General features: G+C 56.3%; 23 protein-coding genes. 14 read left to right on the forward strand and 9 right to left on the reverse strand.

The genetic code is table 11. The annotated features are described in order from the left end of the window. Positions 1 to 182: 182 nt before the first annotated feature. The 3 genes from J7655_RS16850 to J7655_RS16860 form a co-directional block, all read right to left on the reverse strand. Positions 183 to 839: a YiaD family glycine zipper/OmpA-like lipoprotein gene (locus tag J7655_RS16850; protein ID WP_230925415.1), complete on the reverse strand. Its 657-nt coding sequence runs from the start codon at positions 837 to 839 to the stop codon at positions 183 to 185. A 141-nt stretch (positions 840 to 980) separates the two neighbouring features. Continuing rightward, a complete protein-coding gene (locus tag J7655_RS16855) occupies positions 981 to 1649 on the reverse strand; it encodes a YiaD family glycine zipper/OmpA-like lipoprotein (RefSeq protein WP_230925416.1) in 669 nt (222 codons plus the stop codon). Between the two features lie 64 nt (positions 1650 to 1713). Further along, entirely contained in the window at positions 1714 to 2358 is a 645-nt protein-coding gene (locus J7655_RS16860; protein ID WP_230925417.1) for an MBL fold metallo-hydrolase, read from the reverse strand. A 167-nt stretch (positions 2359 to 2525) separates the two neighbouring features. Here J7655_RS16860 and J7655_RS16865 point away from each other — a divergent pair, with 167 nt between their 5' ends. Together J7655_RS16865 and J7655_RS16870 are read left to right on the forward strand one after the other, a co-directional pair. After that, positions 2526 to 3521: a tyrosine-type recombinase/integrase gene (locus tag J7655_RS16865; RefSeq protein ID WP_230925418.1), complete on the forward strand. Its 996-nt coding sequence runs from the start codon at positions 2526 to 2528 to the stop codon at positions 3519 to 3521. A 52-nt stretch (positions 3522 to 3573) separates the two neighbouring features. Continuing rightward, a complete protein-coding gene (locus J7655_RS16870) occupies positions 3574 to 5283 on the forward strand; it encodes an ATP-dependent nuclease (protein ID WP_420850894.1) in 1710 nt (569 codons plus the stop codon). Between the two features lie 71 nt (positions 5284 to 5354). Here J7655_RS16870 and J7655_RS21130 read toward each other — a convergent pair whose 3' ends face one another. Beyond that, positions 5355 to 5615, reverse strand: coding sequence for an HNH endonuclease (locus tag J7655_RS21130; protein WP_420850955.1), 261 nt, complete (start codon positions 5613 to 5615; stop codon positions 5355 to 5357). Between the two features lie 373 nt (positions 5616 to 5988). Here J7655_RS21130 and hsdR point away from each other — a divergent pair, with 373 nt between their 5' ends. From hsdR to J7655_RS16920, 10 genes are all read left to right on the forward strand, one after another. Further along, positions 5989 to 8358, forward strand: a complete 2370-nt coding sequence (gene hsdR / locus J7655_RS16875) for an EcoAI/FtnUII family type I restriction enzme subunit R (RefSeq protein WP_230925420.1) — start codon at positions 5989 to 5991, stop codon at positions 8356 to 8358. Positions 8359 to 8456: 98 nt separating this feature from the next. Continuing rightward, complete coding sequence (locus tag J7655_RS16880) at positions 8457 to 9926, forward strand: type I restriction-modification system subunit M (RefSeq protein WP_230925421.1); 1470 nt, start codon at positions 8457 to 8459, stop codon at positions 9924 to 9926. Next, the gene (locus tag J7655_RS16885; protein ID WP_230925422.1) at positions 9923 to 11620 is read left to right on the forward strand and encodes a restriction endonuclease subunit S; all 1698 of its coding nucleotides are present in this window, start codon (positions 9923 to 9925) and stop codon (positions 11618 to 11620) included. Before J7655_RS16880 ends, J7655_RS16885 begins: the two co-directional genes overlap by 4 nt. Before the next feature lie 35 nt (positions 11621 to 11655). Further along, positions 11656 to 12747, forward strand: a complete 1092-nt coding sequence (locus J7655_RS16890; RefSeq protein WP_230925423.1) for an endonuclease NucS domain-containing protein — start codon at positions 11656 to 11658, stop codon at positions 12745 to 12747. Between the two features lie 50 nt (positions 12748 to 12797). Beyond that, on the forward strand, positions 12798 to 13310 hold the full coding sequence (locus J7655_RS16895) for a hypothetical protein (RefSeq protein WP_230925424.1): 513 nt from the start codon (positions 12798 to 12800) through the stop codon (positions 13308 to 13310). After that, positions 13310 to 13681 carry a hypothetical protein gene (locus tag J7655_RS16900; protein ID WP_230925425.1) on the forward strand — a complete coding sequence of 124 codons (372 nt, stop codon included), beginning with the start codon at positions 13310 to 13312 and terminating at the stop codon, positions 13679 to 13681. Before J7655_RS16895 ends, J7655_RS16900 begins: the two co-directional genes overlap by 1 nt. Next, a complete protein-coding gene (locus J7655_RS16905) occupies positions 13671 to 14366 on the forward strand; it encodes a hypothetical protein (protein ID WP_230925426.1) in 696 nt (231 codons plus the stop codon). The genes J7655_RS16900 and J7655_RS16905 overlap by 11 nt, the downstream gene beginning before the upstream one ends. A gap of 61 nt (positions 14367 to 14427) precedes the next feature. Beyond that, positions 14428 to 14817, forward strand: coding sequence for a glycine-rich domain-containing protein (locus J7655_RS16910; protein WP_230925427.1), 390 nt, complete (start codon positions 14428 to 14430; stop codon positions 14815 to 14817). 99 nt (positions 14818 to 14916) lie between these two features. Further along, positions 14917 to 16533 (forward strand): MBL fold metallo-hydrolase, encoded by a 1617-nt coding sequence (locus J7655_RS16915; protein ID WP_230925428.1) that lies wholly within the window; start codon positions 14917 to 14919, stop codon positions 16531 to 16533. A gap of 115 nt (positions 16534 to 16648) precedes the next feature. After that, complete coding sequence (locus tag J7655_RS16920) at positions 16649 to 17656, forward strand: Abi family protein (protein ID WP_230925429.1); 1008 nt, start codon at positions 16649 to 16651, stop codon at positions 17654 to 17656. Between the two features lie 140 nt (positions 17657 to 17796). Here the strand turns inward: J7655_RS16920 and J7655_RS16925 are convergent, their stop codons facing one another. After that, complete coding sequence (locus J7655_RS16925; RefSeq protein WP_230925430.1) at positions 17797 to 18033, reverse strand: hypothetical protein; 237 nt, start codon at positions 18031 to 18033, stop codon at positions 17797 to 17799. Positions 18034 to 18156: 123 nt separating this feature from the next. Between J7655_RS16925 and J7655_RS16930 the strand changes: the two genes are divergently transcribed. Then, complete coding sequence (locus tag J7655_RS16930; protein WP_230925431.1) at positions 18157 to 18351, forward strand: hypothetical protein; 195 nt, start codon at positions 18157 to 18159, stop codon at positions 18349 to 18351. Between the two features lie 45 nt (positions 18352 to 18396). On the opposite strand, the gene trbL is transcribed toward J7655_RS16930, so the two are convergent. From trbL to J7655_RS16950, 4 genes are read right to left on the reverse strand one after another with little or no spacing between them, the layout of a single operon-like run. Continuing rightward, on the reverse strand, positions 18397 to 19803 hold the full coding sequence (gene trbL / locus J7655_RS16935) for a P-type conjugative transfer protein TrbL (protein WP_230925432.1): 1407 nt from the start codon (positions 19801 to 19803) through the stop codon (positions 18397 to 18399). 4 nt (positions 19804 to 19807) lie between these two features. Then, positions 19808 to 20047: an entry exclusion lipoprotein TrbK gene (gene trbK, locus J7655_RS16940; RefSeq protein WP_230925433.1), complete on the reverse strand. Its 240-nt coding sequence runs from the start codon at positions 20045 to 20047 to the stop codon at positions 19808 to 19810. A 10-nt stretch (positions 20048 to 20057) separates the two neighbouring features. Further along, complete coding sequence (gene trbJ / locus J7655_RS16945; RefSeq protein WP_230925434.1) at positions 20058 to 20837, reverse strand: P-type conjugative transfer protein TrbJ; 780 nt, start codon at positions 20835 to 20837, stop codon at positions 20058 to 20060. Then, the gene (locus J7655_RS16950; protein WP_230925435.1) at positions 20818 to 21210 is read right to left on the reverse strand and encodes a plasmid mobilization protein; all 393 of its coding nucleotides are present in this window, start codon (positions 21208 to 21210) and stop codon (positions 20818 to 20820) included. Before J7655_RS16950 ends, trbJ begins: the two co-directional genes overlap by 20 nt. Positions 21211 to 21803: 593 nt before the next feature. Here J7655_RS16950 and J7655_RS16955 point away from each other — a divergent pair. After that, the gene (locus tag J7655_RS16955; protein WP_230925436.1) at positions 21804 to 22583 is read left to right on the forward strand and encodes a hypothetical protein; all 780 of its coding nucleotides are present in this window, start codon (positions 21804 to 21806) and stop codon (positions 22581 to 22583) included. The last annotated feature ends 290 nt before the right edge of the window (positions 22584 to 22873 follow it).

Raw genomic sequence — 22873 nt, forward strand, 5'->3', positions numbered from 1 at the left:
AGAACCACAGCAAGCAGTCTAGTCAGGATTGGAACAGGTGGCCTTTTGCCAGAAGAGATGCGACAGTCGGTCGTATAGGTTGTCAGAAATGCCTGCGGATAAGGCTCCGAACGCCCGCACAACGATGATTGCAGGCATTAAAAAGCCTCCCGAAGGGAGGCTTCGTACAACGCGATACGGCTTTAAAGCGGACGCAGGTTGATCTCGACGCGGCGATTTTGCGCGCGCCCCGCTTCGCTGGTGTTGCTGGCAATCGACTGGCTCGGCCCGGCACCATATGCGGAGATACGCTGACCCGGCACACCATTGGCGGTCAGGTAGTTGGCCACGCTTTGCGCACGGCGCTGCGACAGGCTCTGGTTCAGCTCCAGGGAACCGGTGTTATCGGTATGACCGACGATGTTCACGCCGTTCTTGTTGAACTCCTTGAACACCAGCACCAGCGAGTTGAGGGTCGGATAGAAGCTGCTGGAGATATCCGCCGAATTACTGGCGAAGGTGATGTTGCCCGGCATGATCAGTTTCAGATCATCGCCGTTGCGCTGCACCTGCACGCCAGTGCCCTGCAGGGTCTGACGCAGCTTGGCCTCCTGGGTGTCGACGTAATAGCCATAACCACCACCGGCCGCGCCACCAACGGCCGCACCGATCAGTGCCCCCTTGGTGCGATCCTTCTTGCTCGACGTGGCCGCACCGATCACTGCACCGGTCGCAGCACCGATGCCACCATAGATACCGGCTTTGCCAGCCTGGCTTTCACCGGTATAGGGGTTGGTGGTACAGCCGGCCAGCAGGGCCATGAGCGCAGTCGCTGCGATCAGATTACGCCTGGTCTTCATAAGGTTTCCTTGCAGATTCTTGGTATGGGGCAGACATGCCACGGTCTTCGAGCCGCCAAGGGGCGACGAAGTTCCGCCCAAGCTTATCAGCCCGGGCGGTTGAGGACTGCGAGCTGCGGCCGGTCGCTGCAACGTCTGTGGTTATTGCACGCCTGGCAGCGGGCGCAGTGTCACCTCGACACGCCGGTTCTGTGCTCGCCCCTCGGCCGTGGCATTGCTCGCTACCGGCTGATCCGGCCCCATGCCACGCGTGCTCACCCGGCTCGGATCGACCCCTTGCGCCAGCAGATAGTCTGCCACGCTTTGTGCACGGCGCTGCGACAGCCCCATGTTGTAGCTGTGCGAGCCCGTGCTGTCGGTATGCCCAACCACCTCGATGCTGTTCTGGTTGTACTGGCGGAAGGAGTTGGCCAGGTTATTCAACGGCTGATAGAAGCTGCTGGCGATCTCTGCCGAATCAGTGGCGAAGGTGATGTTGCCGGGCATGATCAGCTGAATCACATCGCCCTGGCGCTGCACCTCGACGCCAGTACCCTGCATGCTGCGGCGCAACTCCTGTTCCTGTTGGTCGGCGTAGTAGCCGTAACCGGCGGCAGCGGCACCCGCCACGGCGGCGCCAATCAGCGCGCCCTTGCCACGGTCGTCATGATTGATCAGGGCGCCAGCCGCCGCACCGGCCAGCGCGCCCAGGCCGCCGTAGGTAGCAGTGCGATTGGAGCTTGGCGCACTCTGCTCATAAGGGTTGCGAGAGGCGCAGCCGGTGAGCAGCAGCGCAGAGGTGCACAGGGCGATCAGGGACAGGCGGAACATGAAGGCATCTCCATGAACAGTGAGTGATGGCCATTTGAGTCATCACTTGCCCAATAGTGCCCTGTCACGCTCGGATAAAAGGGTTCTCGCGCATCTCGTCGCCCAGACGGGTATCCGGGCCATGACCGGTGACCACGGTGGCATCTTCATCGAGACTGTACAGCCGCTGCCTGATCGAGCGCTCGATACTGGCGTAATCACCGCCCCACAGGTCGGTACGCCCGATACCGCGCCGGAACAGGGTGTCACCGGCGATCAGCAGTTTGGCGTCTTCGAACCAGAAACTCATCGAACCCGGCGTATGCCCGGGTGTGTGCAGCGCCACCCCACAACCGCAGGCCAGCTCTTCATCATCGGCCAGCCATCTGTCCGGTGCCGGCACTGGCGTGTAAGGCACACCGAACATGTTGCACTGCATCTCCAGGTTGTCCCAGAGGAACTGATCTGCCTTATGCAAATGCAGCGTAGCGCCGGTTTTCTCCTTCATCTGCCCGGAAGCGAGGAAGTGATCGAGATGAGCGTGCGTGTGAATGATGCTCACCACCTTGAGGCCATGAGCCTCCAGGCGCGCCATGATCAGATCGGGATTACCGCCCGGATCGACCACGATGGCCTGCTTCGTCACAGAGTCGCCAATGATCGTGCAGTTGCACTGCAAAGGGCCAACGGGGAAGGTTTCGCGTATTAGCGCGGTTTTTGCGGGTTCCATGGGTATTCCTGTAGGATTAATGGCACATTTTTGGCACAGTGCGATTGACGATGGCGACGATCAGGAAGAAAGGTCCATACCAGTGGCACGCCCAAATCAGGCGTAAAGGGTGGCCCCAACAGACCCGCACTTTCAACACCCAGGCTGAAGCGAAAGCTTGGGCAACGATGATCGAGCGCGAAATGGACGCCGGCATCTTCGTCAGCCGTAACGAAGCGGAATCGACCTCCTTCGCCAAAGCCCTGGAGATGTACGCCGAGCAGGTTACTAGCAAGAAGCGCAGTAGCGACTCCGAGCTATCCCGCATCCAGGCTCTGCAACGCCATCCGCTGGCCCTACGATCACTCGCCAGTATCCGTGGCGCCGACATGGCCAGCTACCGCGATCAACGCCTCGCAGAGGGGCTGGCAGCGGCCACAGTCCGTCGCGAGCTTGCTTTGATTTCTCATGTCTTCACCATCGCTCGCAAAGAGTGGCGTATGGAGTCCTTGAGCAACCCCGTGGAGCTGATTCGCCAGCCCAGTGTTGATGACGCCAGAGATAGGCGCATCTTGAGCGCAGACGTTTGGACACTGCGCGACGGCGTACTGATTTGCGAGCACCTCGATGAGCTGGAAATGATTTACCGCTACTCGCGCTCGGCCGAGCTGCCGAAGATCGTCGCCTTCGCCGTGGAAACGGCGATGCGCCGAAGCGAGATAACCGGCCTGCTGCGCAGCAACGTAAACCTGGCCAAGCGGGTCGCCCTACTGCCCATGACCAAGAACGGAACCGCCCGTGGCGTCCCCCTATCCAGCAAGGCGGTGGAGATAATGGAAAGTCTCACCAAACGCGACGATGGCCGCTGTTTTAGAAGCCGGCCAGATTCAATCACCAAGGCCTTCGCGGACGCCATCGTCGATGCACGCAGTGCCTACGCAGAAGGGCTAAGCCTTCACCTCAAACAGAAAAAGCTTTCTCAGGCCAAGATCGACAAGCACATCAGCGACGATCCGTTTCTGATGAACTTGCGCTTCCATGACCTACGCCATGAAGCCACCTCGCGCATGGCCGAAATTTTCCCACTGCACGAACTGACCAAGATCACAGGACACCAAGACACTCGAATGCTGATGCGGTACTACCACCCAAAGACTGAAGACTTAGCTAAAAAACTCTCATAGCAAAGTCACCACAGACAAACCTCGCACCGACCCGCAAAAATCAGGGACAAAGATGATAAATTCAATAACAATTGAAAATTTCATGCGCATCGACAATGCAACCACCATACCACTGGGGCCAGTGACTCTATTAGTCGGTGAAAATGGATCAGGCAAGTCATCAATACTCAAAGCCGTCCACTGGTCAGTAAGGTGTGCAGTTCTAAGAGACCCAAACCAAAAAACCACCTTAGAACAAATGGACTACACCCCGAGTCGCGATTTCCTACAACTGCCACACAAGAAGAGACTTCAGAGCGGAGAAAGCGCACCGCGCATCAAAGTCACATTTAGCACAACAAATGGCGACACGACTATTGGCGTGTACTCCGCAAGAAACGATGCAGGAACCAAAACGTCAATCACAGGACCAATGGCATCAAGCTTTACCGCCGACCAACAACTCACCGCATACATTCCAGGGCTTGCCGGCCTTGCTGAGACCGAAACTCTTCTTGCCACCCCCGTCCTCCACCGCAGAGCGGCCTCGGGAGAAGGCGGTTCAGTTTTACGACACATACTGCTCGGCCTAGGACTAAAAGGGAATGAAAGCCTAGAGGAGCCCGCGGAACTCACAGATCTCAATCACTGGGTAGGAAAAGTATTTCCCGGAACACGATTTTGGGTAAAGTTTGATCGCTTACGTGATATTCATATAGAAGCAAAATTCTTAACACCCGAAATGAAGACCAGCAAACGCACCCTGGACTCCCAGTGGAGACCACTGGAAATGGCTGGCACCGGCTTCCTTCAGGTAGTACAAATATTCGCCTATCTACTACACTTCAAACCAAAATTACTTCTCATAGACGAACCCGACTCACATCTCCACCCAGGCACCCAAGAACTTCTGATAAAAGCAATCGAAGAGGCTGCTTTAAAATTCCCTGACACTCAATTTCTATTAACGACACACTCACCAAGCCTAGTAAGGGCATCAGGATCTGTATCTAAAGTAAACTGGATAAGTGACGGGAAACTCCGACAAGAAAAAGAAGACACAATTAGACAGCGCATGGGCTGGGGAGCCCTAGACAAAGAGATAATTCTTTTCACCGAAGATGGCAACATGAAATACATGAAAAATATTGTCAATCAATGGCCAGACCTAGCCAGAAAGGTTTTAATATGGCCCACCTTCGGTTCAAGCGGCCTTCAGCGCGGCGGATCAATTATTAAACTAAAAGAAGCCATGTCAATCGGCGCACTTATTCACCGCGACCGCGACTTCATGTCCGACTCAGATAAAATTCAGTGGGAAAAGAAAATGGAGTATGACACCCACAAAATCCCGCTATGGATGCCCGAAGGCTCTGACATAGAATCAGAACTATGCAAACCACAACATATAGCCAATGTATTTTCGATTGACCTGCATACTGCAGAGTCACTTTTAGACGATGCTTTAAAATCCTTAAACAGCACAGAAGTCGAGCGCGACTTCAACTCCGCTTACCAATCAGCAATTGGAGGCTTACCTAAAGAATCTGTTGAGTTCCCGTCCAAACGATGGAAGGATTTAGGTGAGTACGGCGTAAAAACGATAAAGGGCAAAGTATTACTTGAAGCAATTAAAGCCACTGCCAAAAAACGCTACGAAGGAACTTCTGAAGCAGCAAAACTTTCTGGTCTAAGCAGGCTAGCCATACCAAGCTTTCCCATACACGAAGATCTTCGCGCCTTAATTGAAGCAGAAGTCAAAAGCAAAAAGATTACTTCGTAATTATCTTACCAAACCCAGCATGTGCGCTAGGACAGACCTAACTTCCATCCTTTGGCTATCAAACTTGCAACTCACGTCACTTTGAGAACATGCCACCTCCCTTGCCCCAAACGCCGCCGAACAAACAGCCTGAATATTTCAGGCTTAGGTGGCTGTTTGCGCTTATGTCGCCGCTGATTACACACAAGACAAGCGGCAACGATATTGCTCCGCCCATCCCCACCCCCATCTTGCCGAGCAAGCAGATGTTCAGCAGTACACTGGAACTGCCTAGCCTGACCAAGAGTAATACCGTGAAGGCGAGCGAAGTGCTCGATGGAACCTCGCCACATTGGAAAGCCGCAGTAATAGCAGCGACCACCTTGGCGTTCGAAGGCTGTAGAGCGGGACTTGATGAGAGTTTTCGATTGAGTAGGCACGGCGGCCTCCTAATAAACTAAGGAAGTCCGCTGTGCTCTTCTGAGCTACACACGGTACCAGTCGAGTCACTCGTACTGGCCCAACATCGGCCCTTCTGGGTCACGACAAGGGAAATCTACGCCCTCCAGCTCATGATCGGCAAGCCCTCGAACTTTAGCCGCTAAAATCCGTCTGCCCTGCCTGCCCCACCCAATCAACGCCAAACAAGGTACATTTGCGCCAATCGAGCACGATCAGCAGTGCCGGAATGGAGCGACCATGCCGGCTTGAAAGGGAATTGGGGTTATGGACAAAAAGTCGCTTTCCGAACGGGACATCTGCAGCAAATACATCGCCCCTGCCATCCAGCAGGCTGGCTGGGACATGCACAAGCAGGTGCGCGAGGAAGTCAGCTTCACCAAGGGCCGCATCATCGTCCGGGGCAAGCTGCACAGTCGGGGCGAATCCCGCCGGGCCGACTTCATCCTCTACCACCAGGCCAACCTGCCGCTCGCCGTGATTGAGGCAAAGGACAACAAGCACTCGATTGGCTCCGGCATGCAGCAGGCGCTGGGTTATGCAGAGGCGCTGGATGTGCCCTTTGTGTTCTCCAGCAATGGCGATGGCTTTCTGTTCCATGACCGCAGCCGCACCGGTAGCCAGCTAGAAACCGAACTGCCCCTCAACCAGTTCCCCGGCCCGGATGAACTCTGGCAGCGCTACTGCCAGTGGAAGGGCCTGGATGACCAGGCCCAGCACAAGGTTGCCGCGCCCTATTACGACGACGGCTCTGGGCGCATGCCGCGTTACTACCAGATGAATGCCATCAACCGCACGGTTGAAGCAGTAGCCCGTGGGCAGGACCGGGTGCTGCTGGTCATGGCCACCGGCACCGGGAAAACCTACACCGCGTTCCAGATCATCTGGCGGCTGTGGAAGTCCAAACAGAAGAAACGCATCCTGTTCCTGGCTGACCGCAACATCCTGGTCGACCAGACCAAGAACAACGACTTCAAGCCCTTCGGCCAGGCGATGACCAAAATCGCCAAACGGCAGATCGATACCTCCTACGAGATCTACCTGTCGCTCTATCAGGCCGTCACCGGCGCTGAAGAAGAGATGAACGTCTACAAGCAGTTCTCCCGCGACTTCTTCGACCTGATCGTTATCGACGAATGCCACCGCGGCAGCGCCGCCGAGGATTCCGCCTGGCGCGAGATTCTCGACTACTTCTCCAGCGCCACCCACGTCGGCCTCACCGCCACGCCGAAGGAAACCAAGGACGTTTCCAGCACCACCTACTTCGGTGAGCCGGTGTACAGCTACACCTTGAAGCAAGGCATCGAAGATGGCTTTCTCGCGCCCTACAAAGTGGTGCGCATCGACTTCGACAAAGACCTGCAAGGCTGGCGGCCACCCAAGGGCATGCTCGACAAGAATGGCGAGCTGATCGAAGACCGCATCTACAACCTCAAGGACATGGATCGCACCCTGGTCATCGAGGCGCGCACCCAACTGGTCGCCCAGAAGGTCACCGAGTTCCTCAAAGCCACCGATCCATTCCAGAAGACCATCATCTTCTGCGACGACATTAATCACGCCGAGCGCATGCGCCAAGCCCTGGTCAACCTCAACCCCGAGCGCGTGACCGAGAACCGCAAGTACGTCATGCGCATCACCGGTGATGACCAGGAAGGCAAGGCCGAGCTGGATAACTTCATCAACCCGGAAGAGCGCTACCCGGTAATTGCCACCACCAGCAAGCTGATGACCACCGGCGTCGATGCCCAGACCTGCAAGCTGATCGTGCTCGACCAGCACATCAAGTCGATGACCGAGTTCAAGCAGATCATCGGTCGCGGCACCCGCATCAACGAGGACTTCGGCAAGTACTGGTTCACCATCATGGACTTGAAGAAGGCCACCGAGCTGTTCGCCGACCCGGCCTTTGATGGCGACCCAGTTGTGATTTACGAGCCAGGGTCAGACGAGCCACCCGTACCGCCCGAGGAGCCTGAGGGTAGCGACACCGAGCAATCAGGTAGTGGAGAAGACGATCCCACCACTGCAGGGCCTGGCGAAGGTGGTGGTGGCGAAAACCCACGCATCAAATATGTCGTAGCAGGAGTTCCAGTCTTCGTCATCGCCGAGCGCGTGCAGTACTACGGCCCGGATGGCCGACTGATCACCGAATCGCTGCACGACTACACCCGCGCCTGCGTACAAAAGCAGTTCGCCTCGCTGGATGACTTCCTGCGTCGCTGGAGCGATGCCGAGCAGAAGAAGGCCATCATCGACGAAATGGCCACCCAGGGCGTGATGTGGGAAGCCCTGGCCGAAGAAGTGGAAAAGAAACAGGGCAAGCCCCTCGATCCGTTCGACCTGATCTGTCATGTCGCCTTCGACCAGCCACCGCTGTCGCGCAAGGAGCGCGCCGAGCAGGTGAAAAAGCGCAACTACTTCGCCAAGTATTCTGGCGCAGCCCGCCAGGTGCTGGAAGCACTGCTGGATAAATACGCCGACACCGGCATCGAGCATATCGAGGACATCAAAATCCTCCAGCTCGATCCGTTCAGCCAGATTGGTGCACCCATCGAGTTGGTGAAAGCCTTTGGCGGCAAGGCTGGCTACAACAAGGCCATTCATGAGCTGGAAGACGAGCTATACGCCAGTTAGCCATGGCCTTGTAGGGTGGGCAACGGCGCAGCCTTGCCCACCTGACCCACCGACATCATTACAATCCCCAGCTTTGCCGCACCTATCGAGAATTTGTTATGTCCATCAGCTCAACCATCAAATCCATCCAGGACATCATGCGCAAGGACGTGGGCGTCGACGGCGACGCACAGCGCATCGGCCAGCTGGTCTGGCTGCTGTTCCTCAAGATCTTCGATGACCGCGAGCTGGAGTGGGAGCTGCTGGACGACAACTACCGCTCGCCCATCCCCGACAGCTGCCGCTGGCGTACCTGGGCCGCCGACCCGGAAGGCATGACCGGCGATGCGCTGAAGGACTTCATCGACAACAACCTCTTCCCGCAGCTGCAGAACCTGCACGAATACAGCACCACGCCGGCCGCCTTCGTGGTGCGCAGCGTGTTTGAAGACGCCTACAACTACATGAAGTCCGGCCAGTTGCTGCGCCAGGTCATCAACAAGATTCAGGAAGGCGTGGACTTCAACAAGGCCCAGGAACGCCACGAGTTCGGCAACCTCTACGAGCAGCTGCTGCGCGACCTGCAGAGCGCCGGTAACGCCGGGGAGTTCTACACCCCGCGCCCGGTCACCGAGTTCATGGTGCGCATGGTCGATCCCAAGCTGGACGAAAAGGTCATGGACCCGGCCTGCGGCACCGGCGGCTTCCTCACCTGTGCCATCGAGCACAAGCGCAGCCGCTACGTGAAAACCGCCGAGGACGAACGCATCCTCCAGGCCAGCATCTTCGGCGTGGAGAAAAAGCCGCTGCCACACCTGCTGGCCACCACCAACATGATCCTGCACGGCATCGAGGTGCCGAGCCAGATCCGCCACGACAACACCCTGAGCAAACCGCTGATCAGCTGGGGCCCGAGCGAGCGCGTGCACTGCATCGTCGCCAACCCGCCCTTCGGCGGCATGGAAGAAGACGGCATCGAAACCAACTTCCCCGCCGCCTTCCGCACCCGCGAAACCGCCGACCTGTTTCTGGTGCTGATCATGCAGCTGCTCAAGGACGGCGGCCGCGCCGCCGTGGTGCTGCCCGATGGTTTTCTGTTTGGTGAAGGCATCAAGAGCCGCATCAAGGAAAAGCTGCTCACCGAGTGCAACCTGCACACCATCGTTCGCCTGCCCAACGGCGTGTTCAACCCCTACACCGGCATCAAGACCAATCTGCTGTTCTTCACCAAGGGCACACCGACCAAAGACGTGTGGTTCTACGAGCACCAGTACCCGGCCGGCTACAAGAGCTACTCCAAGACCAAGCCCATGCGCATCGAAGAGTTCGCGGTGGAGGAAGCCTGGTGGGGCAGCGAAGCCGATGGCTTTGCCGCCCGGGTGGAAAACCAGTTCGCCTGGAAGGTCGGCATCGAGGAGCTGCAAGCACGCAACTGGAACCTGGACTGCAAGAACCCGCACATCGGCGAGCAGGTCAGCCACGACCCGGACGAACTGCTGCGCAACTACGCCAGCCTGCAAGGCGAGATCAACAGCCTGCGCGACCAGCTCAAGGCCGTGCTGGCAGAAGCCCTGGAGCGCCAGGTATGACGGCGTTGCTCACCGACAATCTGCCACTGCTGGCCGGTGCGCCCAATGGCATCAAGAAGTTGCGCGAGCTGATTCTGGAACTGGCGGTGCGTGGCAAGCTGTTGCCGCAAGATCCGAGTGATGAGCCGGCCAGTGAGCTGCTAAAGCGGATTGCCGAGGAAAAGGCGCGGTTGGTGGCGGAGGGGAAGATCAAGAAGCAGAAGCCGCTGGCGGAGATTGCGAAAGAGGAAACACCTTTTGTCATACCCACTCATTGGGAGTGGGTACGGCTTGATTCACTGCTTAAGAAAATTGGGGCTGGTAGCACTCCATTAGGTGGGAAACAGGCTTACGTGGCTGACGGGGTCAAATTTCTTCGATCTCAGAACGTTTGGAATGAAGGGCTTCGCCTTAATGACGTTGCTTTCATACCTGAAGCAACACACCAAAAAATGTCGGGAACACATGTTGAAGCAGGTGACCTGCTTTTCAATATCACAGGTGCGTCTATTGGACGCTGTGCCACAGTTCCTTCTGACTTTGATACGGGTAACGTTAGTCAGCACGTAACTATTATTCGGCCAGTTTCAAGCGACACTCAGCCGTTCCTTCATGTGGTGCTGGTCTCGCAACTGGTCCAGCAGACCGTAATGGATGTGCAGGTCGGCGTTTCGCGTGAAGGTCTCAGCATTGGGAAACTGGCCCAGTTTCTAATACCTTTCCCGCCGCTCGCCGAACAACATCGCATCGTCGCCAAAGTCGATGAACTGATGGCCCTGTGCGACCGCCTGGAAGCCCAGCAGGCCGACGCCGAAATCGCCCACACCCAACTGGTGCAAGCGCTGCTCGACAGCCTGACCCAAGCCAGCGATGCCGAAGACTTTTCCCAGAACTGGCAACGCCTGGCCGAACACTTCCACACCCTCTTCACCACCGAATCCAGCATCGACGCCCTCAAACAAACCCTGCTGCAACTGGCGGTGATGGGAAAGCTCGTGCCGCAAGATCCTAGCGATGAGCCGGCCAGTGAGTTGCTTAAACGGATTGCAGAGGAAAAGGCGCGCTTAGTGGCTGAGGGGAAGATCAAGAAGCAGAAGCCGCTAGCGAAAATATCGGACGATGAAAAGCCGTTTGTATTACCTACTGGATGGGTGTGGACTCGCCTTGGTGATATTTCTCTCACTCAAACAGGTACAACGCCCAGTAAAAGCCAACCCGAACTATTCGGCTCTGACGTTCCATTCATAAAACCCGGCGACATCTACCCCAATAAAATTGACTACAGCGGCGAAGGTTTGTCGTCCCTAGGCGCATCTCAAGGCGGCCGAATAGCACAGGCTGGCTCTCTACTGATGGTTTGCATCGGCACTATTGGTAAGTGCAACCTGATTGAGCGGGACTGCTCCTTCAATCAACAAATCAACTCGGCAACCCTGTACAAAGGTCTCCCACAATATCTGCGGTTTGCCGCACGTTCCGCATACTTCCAAGCCAAAGCTTGGAGCGAGTCATCCAGTACAACCATTGCGATTTTGAACAAAGGAAAGTGGGAGGCTATCCCCCTTCCGTTACCAGGCCTCACCGAACAACACCGTATCGTCGCCAAGCTCGATCAGCTGATGACCCTCTGCGACCAACTGAAAACCCGCCTGACCCAGGCCCGTCAACTCCACGAGCAACTGGCCAGCACCCTGGTCCAGCAGGCGGTGGCCTAGCGGCTCGCCGGCTGCATCACGTTAAGGACAACCCCATGCCCATCAAAACGCAAATCTGGACGGTCGGTGGTCAACCCAGCCAGTTGCATGAATGCATTCTGCCCAGCGAGCAGTTGCTGGAAGACATGATCGTCAGCGCACCACGGCTGCTGTCGGAGGAGTGGATGCTGATCGGCCGGCAGGAAAGCACCGGGCTGGGCGGGCGAATCGATCTGCTGGCCATTGCCCCGGATGCCTCGCTGGTGTTGATCGAGCTCAAGCGTGACCGCACCCCGCGCGATGTGGTGGCGCAGGCGCTGGACTATGCCTCCTGGGTGGAAAAACTGGCCGCCGAGGATATTGCCGCCATCTACAAGCGCTACCGCCAGGACGCCGATCTGGCGGCGGACTTTCAGGCTTACTTCGGCCTGCCGCTGGATGAAGAGGCGCTCAACCAGAGCCACCAGATCATCATCGTCGCGTCCGGCCTGGACGCCAGCACCGAGCGCATCGTGGCGTATTTGAGCGAGCGCGACATCGCCATCAACGTGCTGTGCTTCCAGGTGTTCCAGCTGGGCGAACAGCAACTGATCAGCCGCGCCTGGCTGCTCGACCCGGTGGAAACCCAGGCCAATGCCAGCAACACCCGCAGCGACGGCCCGAGTGAGCCGTGGAATGGTGAATTCTATTGCTCGTTTGGCCACAGCTCGACGCGCTCCTGGCTGGATGCACAGGAATTCGGCTTCATCTGTGGCGGTGGCGGCACCTGGTACAGCAACAGCCTGAAGATGCTCGCCCCTGGCGACCGGGTGTGGGTCAACATTCCGCAGCAAGGCTATGTTGGCGTCGGCCGTGTCACTGGACGGGCCACGGCGGCGGCAGACTTCACCGTGATGCACAACGGCGTCGACATCCCGGTGCTGCAAGCCGCCACACGCGGCACCTACCACGCCGAACAGCGCAACGACCCAACACTGTGCGAATACTTCGTGGCGGTGGAGTGGCTGCAAACCGTGCCAGTTGAACAGGCCATCAAAGAAGTCGGCCTGTTCGGCAATCAGAACACCGTCTGCCGGCCCACTACGCCCAAGTGGCGCTGGACGATTGAACGGCTGAAAGCGCGCTTGCCGCACTTCGATAAAACCTAAAACCACGCCTGTGTACTGAATAAAAGATTGACTGGAAAGGATGCCTGACTATGGCCAAATCCCCTGTTTCATTACTGGTAGTTCTTGATTCCGGCCTGACCTACGGGCTGCAAAAACTGCTGCTGCTCATGCTGGCCTCACTCTTGCCCGTGCTGGGCGTGATTGGACTTGTAGTCACCTACGAAAGCTGCTTCGAGCACGGCCGGGGAATATTGGAGTTGTCGCGCTTTGAAATCATCGCTTTTGTACTGTTTATCGTTCTGGAGCGACGTTTCACTTACTACTGCCGACTCTTTGGCTACAGCTTCTGGCAGGGATTGGTCAGGCTACTCAGGGTGTTGGGCGTTGCCTCATTAATCGTCTGCGTAGGTGCTTTGCTAAGCGGGGGGCTTACTTCGGCGATTGAACCTATCTTGCTACAGCCTCTCTGGTTGAGCACCTACCTGCTGGCCTTGTACCTGTGCCCCCCAGCCGCGCTTATCGACCATACGGCGCAGAACAGTCCTCGCGCCGATGCTGTTGAACCTACGTTGAATACACCTGACATGGAGTCCAAGTCGTGATGCTGCGCTATCTAACCCTCCTCTTTTTGCTGCCCGCTTGCGCCCTGGCCAGGTCATCTGAGCCGGAGTCAGTCAAGCTTGTTAACGCCTGCAATGAACTCGTGGCGATGTACGACCGTAGTGGCCAGGAGAACAAGCTGGTCAGCTGGTTTGGTTCGGTTTCTGAGGGGATGCAGGCGGGCTACTGCCGGGGCGTTATTGTTGAGTACCGGCGCAATGATGAATTACGAGCGGTAGCGCAATGGTCAAGCCATCAGCGCTGTAATCAGCCGGACTGGTTCAGCCAAGCGCAGCAGGTTGCCAGTTACTCGACAGATTATGCCAGCCAACATTCGGTTGATCGTTTGCTGGAAGCATCCTGTGGCCGCTGAACGCTGGGTAACGCTGCAACAAGCCGTTGGCGACCCGCTTGGCATCCCTCTAGCTAAGCACCCTAAATTGCGTAATGCGGTCAATACGTTGGTCAAGGTGTTGGCGACGGCGGAATTGATCACGCTGCAGAAGGAAAGCTTTGAATACAGTTCCAGCGAGAAAAAGCGCTGGAGCTTTAACGCTGCGGATCGCACATGCCTGGTAAACGCGGTATTGCTGCAGGGCGTGTTCGCCGAGCCGAAGGTCGTGCTCAAACTGTTCACCGATGCCGCAATTCGGGCCAGCTATGCAGCTTGGGCTAAGACGCTGCTGATCGACCAACAGAGCCAAGCCGGCCAAGGATTCATCCCTTCTCAGCTGACTGGTTTTCTGGACATGCTGGCGGGAGGCTGCGATCTGAAAAGCGAGCCGCTGCCCAACCCTTTTGCCGACACATTGCCGCAAATGGGTATTGGCCCCGCTCACTGTACAAGCCTTCTGCACTTAGCCGCCTTACAGGCAGCGGCATTGTCTCAGGGGTACATCATGATGGCGTACTACTTGAATGGTGATGTCGAAAAGGCCTACCAGACGGCCTTAGAGATCAAGAGCGATACTCCCGCACTTGAGCAATATCGTGACCTGATTATTCGCGATTATCGCGACTCAAAAGCCGTGAAGGCGCTACTCGACGATTGGCGATAAACGGTCTTGGTTGTGGAATCCACACATCGAAACTGGCTCCGTCATCACAGAGGAGCCCGTCATGACAAACCTTCAACCACTTCCCTTCGACCCCGCTATCGAGCAATTGGATCTATTTGCTCTGCACTTCGCACCCCAGGCGCAATGCCCGGACTGGGCCAGTGCCGAGCTGGAGTACCGGCGCTTTCTTAACCTGAAGAAGTGCTACCCCAATCAACTGCTGATGCCTTCTGGTGCAGCCTGGCAGTTGTGGCAAGCGCACATTCTGGATACCCGTCGTTACCGCAGCGATTGCGAGCGCCTGTTTGGCCGCTTTATCGATCACTTCCCCTACCTCGGTCATGACAGTACGGCTGACCGGCGCGAAAGGCATTTCGCCGAGCAGCTGTATCAGGGGCTGTATGCCCGGCACTACTCCTCTGCGGGCAGTGCATTGGCCTTGAGCGACTGAGCCTCATCACGCTTCGCCACACCTAAAAAACTTAATTCAGACAGCCCGGCTCAATGCCCGAGAGCAACGCCTGCTGTCGCCCCAAGAAAGGAAATAGTCATGTTGAAAATCAAATTTGTTGGCGCAATCGAAGGTGTCAGTGGCTCGTGCACCTGGCTGCATCACACCGACTCTGACACGCAGTTTCTGGTGGACTGCGGTATGCACCAAGGCGATGAGCGTGAGGAATGGGCTAATAGCCAAGCGTTTCCCTTCCAGGCTGCGCGCCTTAAATATGTACTGCTCACGCATGCACACATCGATCACTGTGGCCTGCTGCCCCGGCTAGTACGTGAAGGTTTTACCGGTTTGGTTTACGCAACCCGTGCAACCCGTGAACTTACCGAACTGATGCTGCTGGACGCAGCACGGGTGAGCGGCATGTTTTCTGAACACGAGGTAAAGCAGATTCGCTGGAGCGTTCTGGATGACGACCTCGGTTTCAAGTGGGGTCGCAGCATTCGCTTGGCTGAAGGGATCTGGATGGCCTACCTGCGCAGCAGCCACATCCTGGGTGCCTGCTTGATCAGCATTGGCTGGAAGGTGAATGGCAGTAATCGCTCTATTTGCTTCAGCGGTGACGTGGGTTGCCAGACGGATGAGAACGCCTATCTACCGCTGATGAAGAGCGGTCAACATCCATTTCCTGACACGGACTACATCGTTGTTGAGTCCACTTACGGCGGACGCGTGCGGGCACAAGAGCATCAGGATTCCCAACTGCGGCTGGCACGCCTGGCAGAAATCATCGCCCACACCCTGTTTGTTAAGGGCGGCAAGGTTTTGCTGCCGGCCTTCTCGTTGCACCGTGCTCAGGAGCTGCTGATGGACGTTCTGCATTGGGTGAAAGTTAGCCTGCCTGCGAGCAGACAATCTCCCGGTTATGGCGGCAATACGCGCCCCATCACAGCCAATGTTCACGCACCACTGGGCCACGCGGTGACTCAGGTGTATGCAAAACACCTGTGCAGCACGTCGCCTAACGGCAAGTTCAAGTACCTGAATACTGAACTGTGTGAGTCACTGGCCATGCACGCCGACGAGATTCAGTCCATGTTGCAGCGTCTGGTAGAACATGGCCGATTCAAGGTAGGTGATGGCGGATATTTGAGCATGGCAAAGCCCAAGCAGCCCTCCAATTTTGAGGCTGATATCGTGATCGCCAGCTCTGGTATGTGCGACAACGGCCCGGTGGTCAGCTATCTGGAGCGCTGGGGTAATGATCCACGCAACACCGTGATTCTTACCGGCTACCAGTCTGCCGGCTCAAAAGGAGCCGAGCTGATGCAGCGTGCTGCAGCATCCCCTGCCCCCATGGATAGCCTGTCACCTGATCAGGCAGAGGTGATTGATATGTCGCCTTATTACTCAGCCCATGCCGATCAACAGATGCTGCTGGATTTCCTGTTCCGTACCGATGGCTTTGGCTGCAACAAGCCTGCGACGCTACTCATCAACCACGGCAACCCGGCGAGCAAGTACGAACTGCGCAAAGCCGTGCAGATGCGCTCGGACAGTCGAAAGGAAAATGATCGCCAAATCAAAGAAGTGAGAATTGCCGATGCACGCTGGCTGAACCTTGATACTGGCGAAGTGATTGAGCAAAGCCACGCAGAGCAAGCACTGCTCAGCGAACTTGAGGCTTTGCGGCGGCAGGTTGAGCTTCTCACTGACTAGTTCAATAGCCACACGTCGGCTACGCAGCAATTGAGTACGACAGGCTCTGAATCTGAGCCTGTCGTACTTTCAGGTACAGTAGGCGCTAATCAATCGTGATGGCTTGCCTGCACTCGTGACCCAGACCTATCCAAAGCCCTGGAAAAGCTACCAGGAACAGCTCGACCAGCTCATAGACCGCGGCATGACCGTCACGGACAATGCCAGGGCATTGGATTACCTGGAGCGCATCGGCTATTACCGGCTGAGCGGCTATTGGTTTGCTTTCCGCGAGCGTACAGAACTTTGCTGCCCTCTCGATCCGCATAGCGGGAAAAAGCCCCAAAAGGTCAGACAAGACCGGCTACCGCTCGACGACTTTCGCCCAGGTACAACCTTCCAGAACGCTGTCGACCTGTATGTGTTTGATAAGAAACTGCGGTTGCTCGTGCTGGATGCACTGGAACGCATTGAAATCGCCCTGCGGGTAGACATCTCCCATGGCCTGGGTAAGCATCACAAGTTCGCCTACCTGCAACCGGAGCTGTTTCACGAGAGCTTCTCCAGCAAGCTGGATGGCCAAACAGGCTTGACCAAACACCATGGTTGGCTGATCAAGCATGCAACGCTGATCAACCGCTCCAAAGAAGACTTCATACGCCATAACAAAGAGAAGTACGGCCTGCCGTTGGCCGTGTGGGTAGCGTGCGAGGTTTGGGATTTCGGCACACTGTCGACGCTATTCGACGGCATGACCGAAGCGGATCAGGACGCCATTTCGTCGCAGTACAACATCAGCAATGGCCGCATCTTCGCAAGTTGGCTGCGCAGCCTGAACTACCTGCGCAACGTATGCGCACATCACAGCCGGCTGTGGAATCGCAACATCGTTGATCAGCCGAAACTACCGCCAGTGGGCCAAGTACCTTCACTGGCAGCGTTTCATAACGATCCTCAGCGGCAGGCGCGTCCCTTCATGCTGCTGTGCATGACCCAACACCTGATGAAAATCATCAATCCCTCATCGAGCTGGGGTGCTCGGCTGAAAACGTTGCTGGAAAATGACTTTCCAGACCTGACACACCTGGATCTTGGGCTTGACCGGATGGGCGTGGACGATGACTGGAAGGCGAGAGATTGGTAAATCGCAAGCAATAAAAAACCCCTGAGCAATCTCAGCGCCGGAGCGCATCAACCGACAGGGGCCGTGTTGCTGACGATTATAGGCAGCTACGCCATTGCGTCAACCGCCGTCTGGCGTCAAAAACTGCCCGACCTTGGCCATCAGACATCTGGGGAGCATGCCCTGCGGCTGATCCATGTCGGCGGTTCCAAAAAAGGTTCAGCCGTGTATTCATGGCTGGGATCAGCTTGTTCTAGCTCAGCAGCCCGGGCCTTGCCTTGCTCTTCGCTGTAACAGGGCTCGACACCAATCCAGATGCCGGCATCGCATGCCCGATCACGCTTGTCGATATAGCCCCAGGCCTTCGCCTCTTGGTGATCACTTTGAAGATTCGTCATGCAGGTTTCTCCGTGGATACCTGGAGTTTTAGCGGCTAAAGTTCGTGTGACACGGGTGGCCTAGGATCAATGGCATTAATTTTAGCCGCTAAATTTTCCAAGCTTGATACGCAGGCAGCACTCATGAAATCACTGATCGACGCTATCGGACGCGAGCAAGCAAACACCCTGATGGAACAGGCGGTAGCTGATGCCATTGTTGAAAATCATAATCTCGGGCTAGGTAAATCTGAGCGGTACGGGTCAAGACAGCGTCCCCTGCGCCAAGAGCCCTCAGCGAAAGGCTCATCTCGCTGGAAATCAATTCCACTGGCATAGCGGTAGCCCCTACAGGGGCCACCCGAATTTTAGCCGCTAAAATTTCTAGTCGCGGCGGCCGCGATTAACGAACTCGGCAATCTCATCCTCCGGCGAACCACCGCTTTCGCTTCCAGGGCCGATGCTATTGGGTTGATCGTCCTCCTGGCCCCGAATGGCTGCTGCCATCTGGCCGCCGAGGGTTTCCTGGGCTCTCTCCATGAAGTCGCTGCCGAGCTTGGCGGCTTTCTCTCCGATCACTGCACCTGCGCCTTTGGCAAGTTCGGCGGTGGTGTGTGCAGCGGCCCTGGCGGCTTGTTGTAGTGAGCTGCGCTCAGGATTACCCATGGCGGCCGCAAGCGGGCTGCCGCTTTCGGAACCGGAAGGCATGCCACCTTCGCTCTGCAGCATGCTGCCGTTGAAGTTAGGCATGCTGCTGCCCTCAATTGAGCCTTGTGCCTTCTCAACGGCTGCCTTGATGGCTGAAATGCCCCCGGCCATGTTCTGCGCTCCGGCCATGGCAGTGGCGCCTGCCATACTCATGGCGGCAGAGGCCATGCCGGCTGCACCCATTGCTGCGCCGACCGCTGCGCCAGCCCCGAAGTTGCCAATGCCTCCTGCCCCCGCACTGCTTCCTGTGATGATGCCGGCGAGCATGGACGGCACCTTGTTGGTCAGGAGCAGCAGGCAGAGGCAGAAAATCAGCATGACGCCCAGCTCCTCGAAATTGAGGGTGCCTTTGGTCATCTTGGCGTAGAAGCCGGTGAGCAGATCGCTACCGATACCAACCAACAGCACCATGACAAACAGTTGGATGGCCACACCCAGAACAGTCTTGTAGTAGTTGATGGCCATGTCGGACGTCCAGCGTGAGCCGCCGAAGCCCAGGAAGAATATGCCGGCGTAGATCAGCACCCAACCGGACACCAGTAGGATGAGCATGTTGATCGCAATGAGCGCAAGCATGACCGTGATGGCCAGGCTCAAGAGGACACCGATCAGGCTATCTACTGGACTCCAAGCCGATAGCGCGGCGAGCGTCTGCTTCCACAGCATGAATCCAATATCTACGATGCCGGATGGCGTAACCGAGGTTATGCCGGATGCCTGTTCGCCCAGCTTCTGCAGCGATCGAATGATCGAGGACGCAAACTCCGGCCCGTTCCTGAGTAGCCACAGGTAGAAGCCGAAGAACAGGATGAAACGGCAGAACTCGGCAAAGAACTCGGCCAGGTCGGCCTTGCGTAAGGCCATCATGCCGAATGTCCAAGCGAGGGATATGGTACCCAGCGTCCAGAACAACCAGGACGCAGCACTGAGGATGACAGCCTGCCAAGTGGAAGCACGGCTGCTGAACTCGGTAATGACCTGATCCAGCATGCCCTGGTTGGTGAGTTGAGCTGCGGCGCTACCGGAGTAAAGGACAAACAGCAGACAGCAGCCGATCAGGCTGGTGTTCTTGAGCGTTTTCATGCGATCACCCCTGAGCGCTGTTCAGGTCGAGCCAGTTCTTCGGTTGCTCGGTAGGCTGGATGGCGCCCGAACGTCTGGAGCACTGGCCGGCAAACTCTGCCCGGGCCGTCCTGTCCTTGATCTGGTTGATCACCTCCAGGGTGCAGTTGGTATCGCTGACTTCGGGAATGGCTTGGCCGTTTGGCTGGTCATCGCATCCGACAAGCGCCAGAAGGGTGAGCAGCAGCGGGGTTAGTTTTTTCATCGGGCTCTCCTTAGCGGTTCATGTCCAACCAGTTCTTGGGGGCCTGGGTGGGCGCTATGCGCCCCTCGGTCGAGGCGGCGTGGGCGGCTTGCTGCTTGGCCTCCAGGTCGGCCTCGGCCTGCATGCGTGTGGCAATGGCGTTTTGCTGGGCGACTAGCAGGCCGCGAATCTGCAGCAGCTGATTGGCTTGCTGGCTGGCCAGTTGGTTGGCGTACCCGATGGCCTGCATCTGGCCGGTCGCGCCCTGAGCCTGGCGTTGCAATTGCTGCAGCGTATCGGCGTCATGCTGCAGCGCAGCCTGCTGCTGATCCAGGCCACGAAACAGCGCGTCGTTGGCCCTCTTCTGCGACTCGGAGGCAAGGCGCCGGTTCTCGTTCATCGCCGCCCACTCGGCTTCGCTGCAGCCGGCGTTGGAGAAGCAAGGTGATGCTCTGTAGTAGGCGACGTCCTGGAACTTGCCGAGGTAGCCGTCGATGCTACCCAAGTTGCGCTTGTAGTAGTCCAGGGTATCGATGGCACTGCGCAGCTTGTCCATCGTCTGGCTGGCGTGGTCCCAGATATAAGCCGTGGGTGCGGCCGTGTTCTGCAGCATATTTTCGTATTGCTGCAGCTGGGTCTGGTACTGCTCTATCTGTTTTAATGTCTGTGCCACGCTCTCCATGGCAGTCAGTACGTTCTGGGTGAGATTGCCGCCGTCAATGACGGGAATGCCCGCCTCGGCGTTCAAACTGATGAACGAGCTGGTGAGGCAAGCCAGAAGCCACAGTTTTTTAGCCGCTAGAATTTTCATCGTCTCCTCCTTGCACCTTTATGAGCATCTGCAGCATTACCTGCTGCGTTTCCTCAATCCTCGACAGCACTACCTGGATGGTTTGGCGCATCTGTGCTTCCTCGAAGCCAGCGAAACGCTCGTCATTGCTCAACCACATCTTCAGCAGCCCGCCCAAGCGCCCCTGGTCGCCGTTGATCTTGGCCAGCTCAAGAATCGACTGGTGATCAAGAAGGCTGGTCGGCATATGTCCCATACCCAAGCTGCGCAGTAGCGACGACATGCTGTGTCCGGTCTGCTCAGCAAGTTGTTCTATCCGGGCCTTTTCCTCTGGCGTAACCCAGACATTGATCGGCGTATTCCCTTTTCTGGTTGTGGCTCTCTGGCTGGTCATGGCGAACTCCATTTGCGGCGGTAGCCGCTTGTCCCGCAGGGCAAGACACCCGTAGAGCGCGAAGCGCGATTAAGGGCAGTGAAGAACCAGTGCCGGCTTGCCGGTACAGGTACTTCACCTGTCTTGCCCGGCATTTCATGCCGATTTATTCACTACAGATGTCCAACTCTTTACCGATTACAGGCCTATCAGATATCGATTCCATGCCGTTACTACACCTATCGAAATCACCGTTCAGCAACGCAGCAACTGCGTCCGTGGGAAAGTAAATCCTTCGCCCAATACGACGCTTTACCCGATTAAGCTCGAACATCCAGGGCTCCGTTGGTTTCTGTAACACTCCGCGAAGCCCTGAACCCTTGCGGCTTAAAACTTGGGCTAACTGCTCGACAGTCATCAGCGGGCCATATTTTTCTAACAAGTGATCAGATGTAGATTTCATAAAATTCGATATATCCAACAAATTGAGTTTCGATATAACGAACACATCAAAACCCGACACACTAAATGAAATTTAGATATGTACAGATTAGCGACGATTGGTATAGATTCGAGCCTAACAAACCCAAATTAATCACCATTGACAAAACAAAATGGCCAGAACAGCTCGCACAGAAAGACAGCAGCTTGAGGAAGCTGGACGAACCAAAGCACTACTCAAACAGTTGCTATTCACTACGGAGTCGGACAGCTGGGATTTTTTATACAAAGCTCTTTTAGACGAGCTTCACTTTGAGTTGTTTAGCCCAACGGAGTGGCGTCATTTAATAACAGGCCAAAAAGCACTGACACCGTACAAATTGAACTGGATTGAACAAGCCTTTCCTAGAGCGCGAAAATTCTATGACGACGGACCCTGGGGAATATGGCAGGCTTTATTTTCGCCTGAACGTGAACTGTGGGCTCTACACCACGAGGGAAATAGCTCTGTAGAACAAGCGATACATGAGTTCGAAAAAAGGCTATTAACCTCAAATAGGCAAATAGAACCAGAAGATTTCGTCGAAGCAATAGCTCTATATCGACTACACGCCACCCTCAGGGATTTAGCCCCCTTAGATGTAGACGTGAGAGGCGTTTACAGGTGTGTCCGCGCCTGCCAGCAAGACTGTAGAGTGTCTGCACTGCTTGCATATTACGGGATTGAGTATGAAGTTATATCTATTTTAAGCGAGCAAGAAATCAACAGACTAAATAGTGACAAGCAATACAATGACGCTATTGGCATCAAGGATATTGCACACTCAGTTTTCATGAGAAACCAAATCATCACGACCGAGCAACGAATAGCCGCACTTCGGGAGAATGAAAAGCGGGAACTCAGCATGGCGACGATTCGAAAGAATCCCCCAAGTGTCAACGAAGATTGGTAGCCAAGCACGGCAGAGCCAGCCAGAGGCGAAATACGTACGAAATAGCCCTGCACGTTGACACTTGAGGGACCGACAGCGCTGTATTTGATTAGATAAGGATTATAAAAAGATTAGCGCCACTTCACCGAATCGCGCTAAGCCTTGCAGCACTATGCCTCCGGCCAAAACGACCCTGTGGATAGCGTGCACCGTATCCCATATGCCAGTGCACCGTATCCCATTTTTCAGTGCACCGAATCCCACTTCGTATGCACCGTATCCCACGGAGTAGTGCATCGTATCCCACCCCG

It is taken from the genome of Pseudomonas wenzhouensis (assembly GCF_021029445.1).
Taxonomy (GTDB): domain Bacteria; phylum Pseudomonadota; class Gammaproteobacteria; order Pseudomonadales; family Pseudomonadaceae; genus Aquipseudomonas; species Aquipseudomonas wenzhouensis.

What these genes read in the sequence shown, in the direction of transcription:
- J7655_RS16850 (WP_230925415.1), bottom strand. Translation starts at nt 839, where the DNA reads ATGAAGACCAGGCGTAATCTGATCGCAGCGACTGCGCTCATGGCCCTG.
- J7655_RS16855 (WP_230925416.1), bottom strand. Translation starts at nt 1,649, where the DNA reads ATGTTCCGCCTGTCCCTGATCGCCCTGTGCACCTCTGCGCTGCTGCTC.
- J7655_RS16860 (WP_230925417.1), bottom strand. Translation starts at nt 2,358, where the DNA reads ATGGAACCCGCAAAAACCGCGCTAATACGCGAAACCTTCCCCGTTGGC.
- J7655_RS16865 (WP_230925418.1), top strand. Translation starts at nt 2,526, where the DNA reads ATGATCGAGCGCGAAATGGACGCCGGCATCTTCGTCAGCCGTAACGAA.
- J7655_RS16870 (WP_420850894.1), top strand. Translation starts at nt 3,574, where the DNA reads ATGATAAATTCAATAACAATTGAAAATTTCATGCGCATCGACAATGCA.
- J7655_RS21130 (WP_420850955.1), bottom strand. Translation starts at nt 5,615, where the DNA reads ATGTGGCGAGGTTCCATCGAGCACTTCGCTCGCCTTCACGGTATTACT.
- hsdR (WP_230925420.1), top strand. Translation starts at nt 5,989, where the DNA reads ATGGACAAAAAGTCGCTTTCCGAACGGGACATCTGCAGCAAATACATC.
- J7655_RS16880 (WP_230925421.1), top strand. Translation starts at nt 8,457, where the DNA reads ATGTCCATCAGCTCAACCATCAAATCCATCCAGGACATCATGCGCAAG.
- J7655_RS16885 (WP_230925422.1), top strand. Translation starts at nt 9,923, where the DNA reads ATGACGGCGTTGCTCACCGACAATCTGCCACTGCTGGCCGGTGCGCCC.
- J7655_RS16890 (WP_230925423.1), top strand. Translation starts at nt 11,656, where the DNA reads ATGCCCATCAAAACGCAAATCTGGACGGTCGGTGGTCAACCCAGCCAG.
- J7655_RS16895 (WP_230925424.1), top strand. Translation starts at nt 12,798, where the DNA reads ATGGCCAAATCCCCTGTTTCATTACTGGTAGTTCTTGATTCCGGCCTG.
- J7655_RS16900 (WP_230925425.1), top strand. Translation starts at nt 13,310, where the DNA reads ATGCTGCGCTATCTAACCCTCCTCTTTTTGCTGCCCGCTTGCGCCCTG.
- J7655_RS16910 (WP_230925427.1), top strand. Translation starts at nt 14,428, where the DNA reads ATGACAAACCTTCAACCACTTCCCTTCGACCCCGCTATCGAGCAATTG.
- J7655_RS16915 (WP_230925428.1), top strand. Translation starts at nt 14,917, where the DNA reads ATGTTGAAAATCAAATTTGTTGGCGCAATCGAAGGTGTCAGTGGCTCG.
- J7655_RS16925 (WP_230925430.1), bottom strand. Translation starts at nt 18,033, where the DNA reads ATGACGAATCTTCAAAGTGATCACCAAGAGGCGAAGGCCTGGGGCTAT.
- J7655_RS16930 (WP_230925431.1), top strand. Translation starts at nt 18,157, where the DNA reads ATGAAATCACTGATCGACGCTATCGGACGCGAGCAAGCAAACACCCTG.
- trbL (WP_230925432.1), bottom strand. Translation starts at nt 19,803, where the DNA reads ATGAAAACGCTCAAGAACACCAGCCTGATCGGCTGCTGTCTGCTGTTT.
- trbK (WP_230925433.1), bottom strand. Translation starts at nt 20,047, where the DNA reads ATGAAAAAACTAACCCCGCTGCTGCTCACCCTTCTGGCGCTTGTCGGA.
- trbJ (WP_230925434.1), bottom strand. Translation starts at nt 20,837, where the DNA reads ATGAAAATTCTAGCGGCTAAAAAACTGTGGCTTCTGGCTTGCCTCACC.
- J7655_RS16950 (WP_230925435.1), bottom strand. Translation starts at nt 21,210, where the DNA reads ATGACCAGCCAGAGAGCCACAACCAGAAAAGGGAATACGCCGATCAAT.
- J7655_RS16955 (WP_230925436.1), top strand. Translation starts at nt 21,804, where the DNA reads ATGGCCAGAACAGCTCGCACAGAAAGACAGCAGCTTGAGGAAGCTGGA.